The 11,356-nt window shown below is 68.7% G+C and carries 14 protein-coding genes; 6 read left to right on the top strand and 8 right to left on the bottom strand.

What is annotated here, in order from left to right:
- Nucleotides 1-98: 98 nt before the first annotated feature.
- The 3 genes from ypfH to PLC66_RS05745 all read right to left on the bottom strand — a co-directional run bounded on the left by ypfH (nucleotide 99) and on the right by PLC66_RS05745 (nucleotide 2,098).
- Nucleotides 99-719, bottom strand: a complete 621-nt coding sequence (gene ypfH, locus PLC66_RS05755) for an esterase (protein ID WP_324538289.1) — start codon at nucleotides 717-719, stop codon at nucleotides 99-101.
- Between the two features lie 10 nt (nucleotides 720-729).
- The gene (locus PLC66_RS05750) at nucleotides 730-1,557 is read right to left on the bottom strand and encodes a dioxygenase family protein (protein WP_324538288.1); all 828 of its coding nucleotides are present in this window, start codon (nucleotides 1,555-1,557) and stop codon (nucleotides 730-732) included.
- A gap of 88 nt (nucleotides 1,558-1,645) precedes the next feature.
- Nucleotides 1,646-2,098, bottom strand: a complete 453-nt coding sequence (locus PLC66_RS05745; RefSeq protein WP_324538287.1) for a DoxX family protein — start codon at nucleotides 2,096-2,098, stop codon at nucleotides 1,646-1,648.
- Nucleotides 2,099-2,237: 139 nt separating this feature from the next.
- Here PLC66_RS05745 and PLC66_RS05740 point away from each other — a divergent pair, with 139 nt between their 5' ends.
- From PLC66_RS05740 to PLC66_RS05730, 3 genes are all read left to right on the top strand, one after another.
- Entirely contained in the window at nucleotides 2,238-3,137 is a 900-nt protein-coding gene (locus PLC66_RS05740) for a LysR family transcriptional regulator (RefSeq protein WP_324538286.1), read from the top strand.
- A 4-nt stretch (nucleotides 3,138-3,141) separates the two neighbouring features.
- A complete protein-coding gene (locus PLC66_RS05735; RefSeq protein WP_324538285.1) occupies nucleotides 3,142-3,276 on the top strand; it encodes a hypothetical protein in 135 nt (44 codons plus the stop codon).
- 367 nt (nucleotides 3,277-3,643) lie between these two features.
- Nucleotides 3,644-4,408 carry an enoyl-CoA hydratase-related protein gene (locus PLC66_RS05730; protein WP_324538284.1) on the top strand — a complete coding sequence of 255 codons (765 nt, stop codon included), beginning with the start codon at nucleotides 3,644-3,646 and terminating at the stop codon, nucleotides 4,406-4,408.
- Here the strand turns inward: PLC66_RS05730 and PLC66_RS05725 are convergent, their stop codons facing one another.
- Nucleotides 4,409-4,726 carry a hypothetical protein gene (locus PLC66_RS05725; RefSeq protein ID WP_324538283.1) on the bottom strand — a complete coding sequence of 106 codons (318 nt, stop codon included), beginning with the start codon at nucleotides 4,724-4,726 and terminating at the stop codon, nucleotides 4,409-4,411.
- Here PLC66_RS05725 and hisN point away from each other — a divergent pair.
- A complete protein-coding gene (gene hisN, locus PLC66_RS05720) occupies nucleotides 4,720-5,511 on the top strand; it encodes a histidinol-phosphatase (protein ID WP_324538282.1) in 792 nt (263 codons plus the stop codon). The genes PLC66_RS05725 and hisN overlap by 7 nt on opposite strands.
- A gap of 356 nt (nucleotides 5,512-5,867) precedes the next feature.
- Here the strand turns inward: hisN and PLC66_RS05715 are convergent, their stop codons facing one another.
- Nucleotides 5,868-6,701, bottom strand: coding sequence for a PhzF family phenazine biosynthesis protein (locus PLC66_RS05715; protein ID WP_324538281.1), 834 nt, complete (start codon nucleotides 6,699-6,701; stop codon nucleotides 5,868-5,870).
- A 103-nt stretch (nucleotides 6,702-6,804) separates the two neighbouring features.
- On the opposite strand from PLC66_RS05715, the gene PLC66_RS05710 reads away from it, so the two are divergent.
- Nucleotides 6,805-7,719: a LysR substrate-binding domain-containing protein gene (locus PLC66_RS05710; RefSeq protein WP_324538280.1), complete on the top strand. Its 915-nt coding sequence runs from the start codon at nucleotides 6,805-6,807 to the stop codon at nucleotides 7,717-7,719.
- 90 nt (nucleotides 7,720-7,809) lie between these two features.
- On the opposite strand, the gene PLC66_RS05705 is transcribed toward PLC66_RS05710, so the two are convergent.
- A complete protein-coding gene (locus PLC66_RS05705) occupies nucleotides 7,810-8,517 on the bottom strand; it encodes a TetR/AcrR family transcriptional regulator (RefSeq protein ID WP_324538279.1) in 708 nt (235 codons plus the stop codon).
- 105 nt (nucleotides 8,518-8,622) lie between these two features.
- Between PLC66_RS05705 and PLC66_RS05700 the strand changes: the two genes are divergently transcribed.
- Nucleotides 8,623-9,441, top strand: a complete 819-nt coding sequence (locus PLC66_RS05700) for an MBL fold metallo-hydrolase (RefSeq protein ID WP_324538278.1) — start codon at nucleotides 8,623-8,625, stop codon at nucleotides 9,439-9,441.
- A 326-nt stretch (nucleotides 9,442-9,767) separates the two neighbouring features.
- Here PLC66_RS05700 and PLC66_RS05695 read toward each other — a convergent pair whose 3' ends face one another.
- Together PLC66_RS05695 and PLC66_RS05690 are read right to left on the bottom strand one after the other, a co-directional pair.
- Nucleotides 9,768-10,418, bottom strand: coding sequence for an ABC-type transport auxiliary lipoprotein family protein (locus PLC66_RS05695; protein ID WP_324538277.1), 651 nt, complete (start codon nucleotides 10,416-10,418; stop codon nucleotides 9,768-9,770).
- Complete coding sequence (locus tag PLC66_RS05690) at nucleotides 10,415-11,356, bottom strand: MlaD family protein (RefSeq protein WP_324538276.1); 942 nt, start codon at nucleotides 11,354-11,356, stop codon at nucleotides 10,415-10,417. The genes PLC66_RS05695 and PLC66_RS05690 overlap by 4 nt, the downstream gene beginning before the upstream one ends.

The raw sequence follows: 11,356 nt of genomic DNA, 5'->3' as shown, positions 1-11,356 counted from the left end.
TGGTGACCACAGTGCCCACGCGCAGGCAAGGCTTGCACTTGGACCCGTGAGCCTCGGGCGTGGGTTCGCCCGGCACGCGCAAGCCCACGGCGGACCACTCAGCCGGCCAAGGCCTTCACGCGACCGGCAACACGCGCATCCACGCCATGCCCCAGGTTCGGGAAGAGCTCGACCGTGACGGCCGCACCGAGCGCCTGCATCGTTCTGGCGGCGATCAGGCTGTAGCGCGGATCGATCACCGGATCCTGCTCGCCGTGCAGCAGATGCACCTGCGTGTGCGCCGGCGCCACGCGCGGTGGCGAGGCAAAACGGCCGGCGAGCGAGATCACGCGCGCGGCCACGGATTCGGGCAGTTGGGTGGATTCCAGCGCCATGATCGCCCCCTGCGAGAAGCCGATCAGCGTGGTGGCGGCGGCATCCACCCCCGCCCTCGCCTGCCAGTCGCGCACACAGCGCACGAACGACGGCATGGCCGCCGCGATGCGCGCCGGGCGGCTGTCCTCGGTCACCCCGCGCACCGAGAACCACTGCCAGCCGCTGCCCAGGTCACTGGGCTCGGGTGAGCGCACGCTGACCACCCAGGCGCTCGGGTCGACCTCGGCGAGCATGCGGCCGAGCGGCACAAGGTCCTCGGGGCGCGAGCCCACACCGTGAAACAGCAGGATCAAGCGCGCCGCTGGAATCGAAGCGTGTTGAACGATGAGATCTTGATCGGACATTGGTCGGGCCTCAGTTGGGCAATGCGTTGTTCGTGGCGGCACCCTGCATCGCGGTGCGTTCGGCACCGAACAGAAAGGAATCCATCGACAGCACGCCATGCACGATGCCACCTTCGATGACGCTCGCGGGGACGGCCTGCGCGGCCGCGCCTGCCGCGACCAGCAGCGGCAGGTAGTGCTCGACGGTGGGATGCGCGCGGCGCGCGTGCGGTGCGATCACGAGCGCCTGGCGTAGCCGCTCGTGATCGCCTGCCAGCACCGCGTCGCGCACCCAGTGGGCGAACTCCGCCGCATAGCCTTCTGCGCGGGGATCGCCGAGGCGGAACTCGTAGAGGTTATGGGTCAGGCTGCCCGAGCCCACGATCAGCACGCCCTCGTCGGCCAGCGGCGCAAGTGCGCGGCCGTACTGGTAGGCGCCGTCGGCGTCGAGCCACACCGGCAGCGACACCTGGAACACCGGGATGTCGGCCTTGGGGTACAGGTGCAACAGGGGCACCCAGGCACCATGGTCGAGGCCGCGATCGGCATTCGGCGTGGCGGACAGACCCGCCGCCTGCAGCAGTTCGAGGGCACGGTGTGCCGCGAGGTGAGCGCCTTCGGCCGGGTACCGCAGGGTATAGAGGGCCGGATCGAAGCCGCCGAAGTCGTGGATGGTTTCGGGCCGCAGCGACAGCGTCGCCTGGGGCTGACGCGTCATCCAGTGCGGCGACACCACCAGCACCGCCTGCGGACGCGGTAGCCGGCGGCCGAGCGCGGCGAGGCCGGCGCCGGCGCGACCGGGTTCGAGCGCGAAGGTGGGCGCGCCGTGCGAGACGAACAGGGTGGGCAAGGTTTGCATCAGGGCTCTCCAGTCAGGCGGCGACGGCCTGGGCCGACCGGCCGGTGTCGATCCGGGCCCTCGCGGGCCCGGTTCCGCAGGCCGGCACTCAGGCCTTGGCCACGCTACGGCTGAGCGCCGCATCGATCGACGCGCGGCCGGCGCCACTGAGCATCAGCGACACCGCAACCGCCAGCAGGGCGAGGCCGAATTCGTAGCCGTTGCTGCTCATGAACAGGCCGTTGCCGATATGCACGGCGAAGATCGCCACCAGCATCGCGATCGCGAGCACCGCCGCTGCCGGGCGCACCAGCAGGCCGACGATCAGTGACAGGCCGCCGAAGAACTCGCCGCTGCCGGCGAGCAAGGCCATCAGATATCCGGGCGCCAGGCCAATCGAGGCCATCCACTGCCCGGTGCCGTCGAGGCCGTAGCCCCCGAACCAACCGAAGAGCTTCTGCGCGCCGTGCGCGGCGAAGATGATGCCAACCGGGATGCGCAGCGCGAGCGCCGCCCAGCCGGCGTTGGTGGATAGCAGGCGCTTGATCAGTGGGTGAGTCATGGTGTTTCTCCGTGGGGTCATTTTCTGTGTGTTGGTCTGCGTCTTTTTGCGATGCGCTAACCATGGACGGCACTTTACGTGGCGCAGAAGTTGAGATAAACAGCCGTTCAGATTAGAGACTGTTCCAGGAATCGCGACAATGGACCGATTTGTCGAGATGCAGACGTTCTGCGCGGTGGTCGATGCCGGCAGCTTCGTCGGCGCGGCCGAGGCGCTCGGCTTGTCCAAGGCGGCCACCTCGCGCTATGTGGGCGAGCTGGAAACGCGCCTCGGCGTGCGCCTGCTTCACCGCACCACTCGACGCCTGTCCCTGACCGAGGATGGCGAACGCTTCTACGCCCGCAGCCGGGAACTGCTCGCCGGGCTCGAGGAAGCCGAAGCGGAGCTGCATTCGCGCAGTGGTGCGGCACGCGGGCTGTTGCGCATCAACGCCCCGGTCACCTTCGGCATCCGGCACCTTGCGCCGCTTTGGGGCGCGTTCCGCGATCTGCACCCGCAGGTGCGGCTCGACGTGACGCTGTCGGACCGTACCGTCGATCTCCTCGAGGAAGGCTTCGATGTGGCCATCCGGATCGCCGCCCTGCCCAGCTCCACCCTCGTCTGCCGGCAACTCGCCCGCACCCGCATCCTGCTGTGCGCCGCCCCCGCTTACCTGGCGGCCCATGGCACGCCCCGGGTGCCGGCGGACCTCGCCAGTCACACGGTCATCGCCTACAGCTACTGGTCTGGCGGCGACGAATGGCAGTTCGACGGGCCGGACGGACGCGTGAGCGTGCGCACCAGGCCCGCCGTACATACCAACAGCGGCGACACCTGCCGCGCGATGGCGCTCGCCGGCCAGGGGGTGGTCCTGCAGCCTGGATTCCTGGTGGCTGACGATCTGGCAGCCGGCTCGCTTGTGGAGCTGATGCCCGCGTTTCGGTCCGTCACGCTCGGTGTCTATGCGCTGTACCCGACGCGCAAGTTCGTCCCGCCCAAGGTGCGCGCGCTGGTCGATTTTCTCGCCGAACGCTTCGTCGCACCGCCGCCGGGCTGGTGAGGGCATGCAGATCGTCGCCTTCGTTGCAGAATTGGGAACAGTCCATCCGCAGGCTGGAGCCCGTGATCAGGCCGGGCTCGCCGCCGCCCAGGCGGCCTATGACGAGGCGGTGCGGCGGGTATTCGACGGCCTGGCCTGAACGGGCAGACCTCGGGAAGGCCCCCCGAACACGGGCGCGCTAAGCCTCCTGCCCATTGATCAGGGCCGCCGAGAAGCCCTACGCTCGCGCGTTTCGGTCCGCACCGCCAGGCCGGTGCGCGCGCGCCGATCAGCGCAGCAGCAGGGTCGGGATGGTCGCGGCCCGCCGCATGTTCGCGAAAAGGCGGGCGCGCCCATCAAGCCGGGATTGCTCGCGGCGAACCACGCCGAGACTTTAGGTGAATTGCCGCAATGCAGTAGGCCTTGAAGGCTCTGCGCGCAGCCAACAGGGCCGTTCGGCGCCTGCATAATCAAGCGCAGCGCCTATGACCGCTAGCGCCACGACGACACACGAGGAGTTGAGAACGATGGCCAGTCTGATTGTTGCGGTTTCGGAGGGCGTGGGCCGGATCGTGCTCCAGCGGGTCGAGGCCCTGAACGCCCTGAGTCGCGCCTTCTGCGACGAGATCGATGCCGCCGTGGTGGCGCTCGATGCATCACCCGGGGTGCGGGTGATCCTCATCACCTCCGCCCTCAAGCACTTCTGCGCTGGCGCCGACATCCGGGAGATGGCCGGGATCACGCATGAGGAGGCTGTCGCCGAGGCCTTCACCGGCTGCGTAAAGTCAGTGGCCGACGCACGCAAGCCGGTCGTCGTCGCGGTAAACGGGCTTGCCGCCGGCGGCGGCTGCGAGCTGGTGGAGATGTGCGACATCGTCGTCGCCGCCGAATCGGCGCGCTTCTGCCACCCCGAGATAACGCTCGCGGCGATGCCAGGGGCCGGCGGCACCCAGCGTCTCGCCCGCGTCGTGGGCAAGCACGTGGCGATGGACCTGCTGCTCACCGGCCGCGCGATGAATGCGCACGAGGCCCTGGCTGCCGGCCTGGTGTCGCGCGTCGTGCCGGACGCCGATCTCGCGTCGACGGCCCTCGCCATCGCCCGCCAGATCGCCGGGTTCTCGAGTCCCGTCGCCTGCCGCATCAAGGACAGCGTGCGCAGCACCCAGACGGGCCTCGCCGAAGGGCTCCTCGCGGAGCGAGATCGCTTTCACCGCTGCTTCCTCGAGAACGACTTCCGCGAAGGCCTGCAGGCCTTCATGGACAAGCGGGCGCCGGTGTTCGGCCAGCGCTAGCTAGGCGATGCGCATCAAGGCAGCACGCACAGGTCCTGCCAGGATTGCCGCCACGATCAACGCCAATGTCGATGGAAGTGGAACCGGATGGGGCGGTTCCTCGCCGCCGACCCTTGCCATGAGGCCTCTGGTGCTGAAGTTGCCGGAAATGTTGATCGGCGAGAAGACATCCGACGGATTGAGGTTGTTGACCAGGTCGTCGTAGGTCGCGTAGCTGCGAAAGGCCAGCTCCTGGCCCGCGCCCGCGTCGTCGTCGTCGCCGCGCTCGAACATGAGCGTATAAGGCACTGCCGCTGCCGTGCCCGAAATCGATGCCACTCACCGCAGATCAGCTCGCCGAATACCTGGACTTCGCAGAACAACTGGCCGATGCCTCGGCCGAGGCCATCCGCCCCTATTTCCGATCGCAACTCGAGGTCATGGACAAGGGCCGCCAGGTGTTCGACCCCGTCACCGTCGCCGACAAGGCGGCCGAGCAGGCCATGCGCGAACTGATCCGAGACCGCTACCCGACGCACGGCATCCTCGGCGAGGAGGACGGGGCGCAAGGTGGCAGCAGTCCGCTGACCTGGGTGCTCAATCCGATCGATGGCACGCGTGCTTTCATCACCGGACTTCCGTTGTGGGGAACGCTCATCGCCCTCAACGACGGACATGGCCCGGTGCTCGGCGTGATGAACCAACCCTTCACCGGAGAGCGATACGTCGGCACGATAGCCGGCGCCTGGTCCAACGGGGTCCGGCTGCGGACGCGGTCGTGCGAAAGCCTGTCGTCGGCGGTCCTGATGGCCACGACGCCCGACATGTTCCAGACACCCGAGCAGCGCGCTGCGTTCGACGCAGTCGCGAGCCGCGCCCGGCTGACGCGGTATGGCGGTGACTGTTACGCGTACTGCATGCTCGCAGCGCGGTTCGTGGATGCAATCGTCGAGGCCAGTCTTCAGCCCTACGAGATTCAGGCACTGATTCCCATCATCGAGGGCGCGGGCGGCGCTGTGAGCGCCTGGGACGGCAGCTCCGCCGAGAACGGCGGCGCAGTCGTTGCCTGCGGCGATCCACGCCTGCATGTGCAACTCGTCGAGCACCTCCGTCACGCCGCATGACCGTGGTGGAGCGCTGCTGCGCGAGCATCGCCCGGCTTGCCCGGTCACAGCACGGATCGGGGCGGTCGCCTTCATCCACCATTTCGGCTCAAGGCTGAACGAGCGCGCACGTTCCCACTGCTACGTCATCGACGGTGTCTTCGAGTCGGGTCCGATACAAACAATGCCCCGGACGATGCGCCGAGCGTCAGCCTTCATGCCGCCCTTGGACTCGACGCGGCGGCGTTTGCCGACGTGCGCCGCGCGTGCGGACCCGTGTCCCCTCCACCTTCGTCAGGCGCGGACTGATCGACAAGGATGACGCCGCCGAGATGCGCGCCGGGGCACACGATGGCGGCGCCGGGCCGACGGCCCGGCTACAGCGCCACTGCCGCGCCGCTGACCCGGATGCCGCCCGTGGCCGGCACCCTCACCCGCAGCTCGCTGGGCCGGCCCATGGCCTCGCCCTGGCGGATCAGCAACTCGCCCGGCACCGGCATCAGCCCCGCCGCCCGCAAGTAGCCGCCCAGGGCCGCGGCCGCCGCCCCGGTGGCTGGATCCTCCACCACCCCGCCCACCGGGAAGGGATTGCGAGCATGAAACACCAGCTCGTCTTTCCGGTATACCAGTTGCAGGGTGACCAGGCCGGCGTCCTCCATCAGCGCCTTCAGCCGCGCGACATCGTAGTCCAGCCGGGCCAGGCGCGCGGCCGAGCCCGCCGCCAGCACCAGGTGCCAGGCCCCGGCATAGGCCAGCATCGGCGGCAGCGCCGGATCCAGCTCCTCGGGACGCCAGTCCAGCGCCTCGAGCACCCGTTCCAGCCAGCCGGGCGGCACCGCCCTTTGCTCCGGCTCGACCGAGGTCAGCGCCGCCAGCCACTGCTCGCCGTCCCGAAACACCTCGACCAGCACCTCGCCCACCGCCGTCTGCAGACGGTAGCGGCCGGCTCCCGCCGTCTGGCCCAGCACCACGCCGGCGGCGATGGTGGCGTGGCCGCAGAAGCTGATCTCCCGGAGCGGGCTGTAATAGCGGATATGACGCTCGTTTCCGTCGAGCGGGGCCACGAACGCGGTTTCCGAATAACCGAGCTCGGCGGCGATGCGCTGCATGGCGGCGGCGTCGGGCAGGGCCTCGCCCAGCCAGACGCCGGCGGGATTGCCGCCCGCCGGGCTGGTGCTGAAGGCCGCCAGGCGATAAAGCTGCTCGTTCATGGATGACTCTCCTGTGGTGGTGACAGGCGCATCTTGACATTAGCCATTTTTAAGACAACTGCTATATTTTGGCCCTAAGGCTTAGCCGAATTTACCCTTAAAGATGCCCGCATCCCCGCCCCTCAACACCCTGCGCGCCTTCGAGGCTGCGGCCCGGCTCAACAGCTTCAGCGCCGCAGCGGGCGAGCTCCATCTGACCGCCGCCGCCATCAGCCACCGCATCAAGGAGCTGGAGCAGGCCCTGGGCATGCCACTGTTCATCCGGCTGGCGCGGGGCGTGCGCCTGACCGAGGCCGGGCGCCGCTTCCAGGCCAGGATCGCCGACGCCTTCGGCATCATCGCCAGTGCCACCACCGAGCTGAGCCAGCCCCCACTGGCGGGCCCGCTGGTGCTTGCCCTGCCCCACGGCTTCTGCCGGCACTGGCTGCTGCCACGCCTGGCCGGGCTGCTCGCACGTCATCCCGGACTGAGACTGACCCTGAAGGCCGAAGACCGGCTGACGGATCTGCGCACCGGCCAGGCGGATCTGGCCATCCGCTTCGGCGACGGTGACTATCCGGGGCTGCATACCGAGCTGCTGCTGGACGACGCCGTTACCGTGCTGGCCTCCGCCCGACTGCTCGACGGTCGTCCTCACCGTCGCCCCGCTGATTGGCTGGCCGATACCCCCCTGCTCGACGATACCGGCATTCGGGCCACCGAGCCCTGGAGCGGCTGGCGCCCCTGGCTGCGGGAGGCCGGGGTCGAGGAGGCCGGCACGATCGGCGTGACCGATGCGGGCCTCGCCCTCGATGCCTGCCGCCAACAACTGGGGCTCTGCCTCGGGCGCTGGTCCCTGGCCCAGCCGCTGCTGCAGGCACGTGAACTGCGCCCCCTGCTGCCCTGGCGCGGCACCGACTTCGCCTATTACCTGCTGAGCCGCCCCGGCGAGGAGGACAACCCCCGCATCCGGGCCCTGCGCCTCTGGCTGCGGGAGCAGGCCGCGCTGTTCGCCCGCGAGCCACGACCCTCGCCCTGACTCACTGCTCCTGGATGGTGCGCGACACGATCGAGGACGCGCGCTTGCCGGGCGGTCGAGAAGCCCATGTGCGCGAGGTGCTGCATGTCCTCATCGGCGAGGTCGTGGCTTCCTTTTCGGAGCGGACGGACCAGGCTCCTCCTCAATTCGTTCCGGGTCGTCGCCGGCAGGCGATCTGGCGTCACCGGGCGCGGCGGGATCTTTCTTCGCCGTACCGAGGCCGTCGATCCAGCACAGGACCAGGTCGACCATGGCGCTGTCCTCGAGCCCCTGTTCGGCCAGGGACGCCCAGGTGGCGTAGGCGAGCGCGTGGCGTACGGTCGCTTCCTGCGCCGGGGCGGGTGCGCCTTCGCCCATGCCATCGAAAAGCCCGTCTCCCAGCGCCCGAAGGTAGTCCCTTACGCCCTGCATCGGCTGCTGGAGCGCCGGGACGTCCGCGACATCCCGAAACGAGACTTCCCACATCCGCGCGGTTCGCCGGTAGTAGGCGTACAGCCGTGAAAGGGCGGCGCGCACGCGTTGCGCGCCGTCTTCGATCTTCAACCACTGCGCGGGGTCGGGCGGCGGGTTCAAGGACAGCCAGTGGGAGGTGCATGCCTGGAACACCGCGGTGTCGTCCGGGAAGTGGCGATACACCGTCAGGCGCTGCACGCCGGCGCGCTCGGCGATGGCACTGATGGTGGTCGCTCGGGGCCCCAGTTCTTCATGCAAGGCCATCGTCGCTTCGACGATGCGCGTGCGCGTTTCCTCTTGCGTGGCTGCTCGCTTGCGTAGGGTGTAGTTGCGCTTCTCTTTCATTGGATGAACATATCTGTTTAATGAAGTATTGACAAGCGCCGGAAGTCGTCTTAGATTTTGTTTCGCAAAACACCAATGTTTTGTGAAATTCAACGGAGACACTTCATGGAAATCATCGAGCAACCCCGCGTGCAACAAGCCCGGCGCATCGACGAACGCTGGACACTGATTCCCGCCATCCTGCCTGTCCCTGGTCTGGGCACATTGGCGGTCAACAGCTTGTTGCTGGAAGACGACGAACCGCTCCTGATCGATACAGGCGCCGCGGCCTTCGGCGAAGCCTGGATCGAGGCCTTGCGAAGCCGGATTGCGCCCGAGGAGATCCGCTGGGTCTGGCTGAGTCACACGGATGCAGACCACATCGGTAACCTCGCGCAAGTCCTGTCGCTCGCCCCGAACGCCAAGGTGCTCACGTCCTTTCTCGGGGCCGGAAAAATGGGTTTGATGGGATTCGACACGAGCCGGATCGAGCTGCTCGAGCCCGGCGTGCCCTTTACCTGGGCGGGGCGCAGTCTGATGCCGCTGCGGCCGCCGTACTACGATGCGCCCGAAACGCTTGGACTGATGGACATGGAAGGTGGACTCCTGTTCGTCGCGGATGCGCTGGGCGCAGTGCTTCCGGCGCCCGCGGACAGTCTGCACCTGGTCGATGACGACACCCTCGAGCAGGGCATGCGCACCTGGTCCGCGATCGATTCGCCGTGGCTCGGCGACCTCGATCACTCGAGGTTCCGGAGGCGTCTTGCGGCGCTTCGCGGCCTGGCGCCCGAGCGGGTAGTGTCCTCGCATCTGCCTTTCGGCCGCGACCTCGACCGTTTGACCGGAGCGATCGAGTCGATCTGGTGCGGGGCTGGTGCGCCGGCCGACCCATTCATGCGCGATCGAATCGACGGCTCGCTGGCGAGCGAACCCCTCGCGGCATGAGCCCGCCACCGCGCCCCCCGGCATCGGCACAGCCCGGTCCGGGGGCTTTTTTGCGTACAGAATTTGGCTCACACTCGCCACCCGATGCCAGTGTGGGCGCTCGGCATCGGCGGATTGTTCGGCGGGCAGGTCAGGATCGAAAGCTTGAGTTCAAGGTGGACGGCAACTGACCGCAGTGCATCGGTAAGCCCAACCGCAGCTGGAAGCCGCATTGCCGCCGCCCGTTGGCGCAAGGTGACTGCCGGGTCAGTCTGACCAGCCCTTACACCCTCGGGGCCTGGAGCAGTTCCGCCTGGCACGCGACCCCGTCGCGCGCGCCGTGGCAGTCATTCCACGCCAGCCACCACCCACTCCACCACCGCCTCTGCAAGCCGGTCGGACGCCACGCCAAAGGCCTGCACGACCGCCGGCACGGCCGTATCGGTCGCCGTCTGGCGGAACTCGAAGCGCTGGCTGGCGACGATGCGCTGGTTGTCCGGGCGGTACAGGCGCGCATCGAGGCGGACCACGACCTCGGGCCGGCCGTCGCGGTATTCGGTCTGGAAGGCGCGCAGGTCGCTGTCGATCTCGAAGTCGGCGTGCAGGCGACGTTCGTCGCTGCTCAGGGCGGCGATGCGCCCGTCGGCGCGGAAGGCGTCGAGCAGGCGGTTGCGCACCAGGATGGGGGCCGGGTCGCTCCAGCCCGCGCCCTTGTAGACACTGACAAGGTTGTCCTCAGGGATGACCACGATGCGCTGGCCGGCCAGATGCACGCCGGCGGCCGGGCGCGCGATGCGCAGCGAGACAGGCAGCGGTGGCCGCGCGCCGCGGGCCGATGCGGCGCCCTCGCCCCCCGGCAGCAGATAGACATCGACCGGCTCGGCCCTGGGCAGGATGGTGCAGGCCGACACCAGCACGGCGGCGCAGGTCAGCGCCACGCCGCTGCGCAGGCGACCGAGGGAGCGGGAGGAGCCGAAGCCTTTGCGGTCTGCGTTCATGGGGTGAATTCCTTGGTCGGTTCTAGCCCGAGCAGATAGTCGGCGGGCCGGTCTTCGAGCTGGCGCGTGATGGCACGCAGCGACGCGAGCGTGCTGCGCAGCTCGCCGATCGCCGGGCCCAGTTCGGCCAGCCCGCGCATGCCGCTGTCGAGCTGGCCGCGGTTGTCGGCGACCAGGCTGTCGAGGGTGGTCATCGCGCGCTCGAAGGCCTGCATCGAGCGTTCTGCGCTGTCCAGCGTGCGCGTGCCCTGCACGTCGATCAGGCGGTTGGCCGCGCCCATCGCGCGCGTCGCCTCGGCCAGCGCGGCATTGGCCTGCTGGCTGGCAAGGGTGAGCTGGCGCAGCGCCTCACTGACGTCCTGGCGCTGCGCGGCCAGGCCGGCGGTGGTCTGCTCCAGGTTTTGCAGGGTGCGGCCGATGCCGGCGACGTTGTCGGCCGAGAACAGCGCCCGCGCCTGGATCAGCAATTCGTTGACGTTGAAGACCACATCCTCGCCGTCGGCAAGCAGCCGGCTCATCGGCGAAGGGGTGGCGATGATCTGCGCCACCTCGTCATCGCTGCCCTGCAGCTTGGCGCTGGTCGGGTCATCGCCGCTGGTGAGGCGGATGATCGAGATGCCGGTGATGCCCGCCGGCACCAGGCGCGCGCGGGTGTCGGTGCGCACCGGCGCCTCGCTGTCGACGCGCACGCGGGCGATGACGCGGTGGGCGTCCTGCGGGTCGAGCCGCAGGCCGGTCACTTCGCCGATGCGGATGCCGTTGAACTCCACCGTGCTGCCGCGCGACAAGCCGGTGACCGCCTCCTGGAAGACGATGTCGTAGACCTCGAACTGGCGGTCGCTGTCGGCCTTCGCCAGCCACAGCGCAAACAGCAGCGCGGCGCCGATGACGACCACGGTGAACAGACCGATCAGCACGTGATGGGCGCGGGTTTCCAT

The organism is Thauera sp., from assembly GCF_035444905.1.
Taxonomy (GTDB): domain Bacteria; phylum Pseudomonadota; class Gammaproteobacteria; order Burkholderiales; family Rhodocyclaceae; genus Thauera.
The sequence above is the reverse complement of the archived record's forward strand: the minus strand, read 5'-3'. Positions and strand labels throughout refer to the sequence as shown.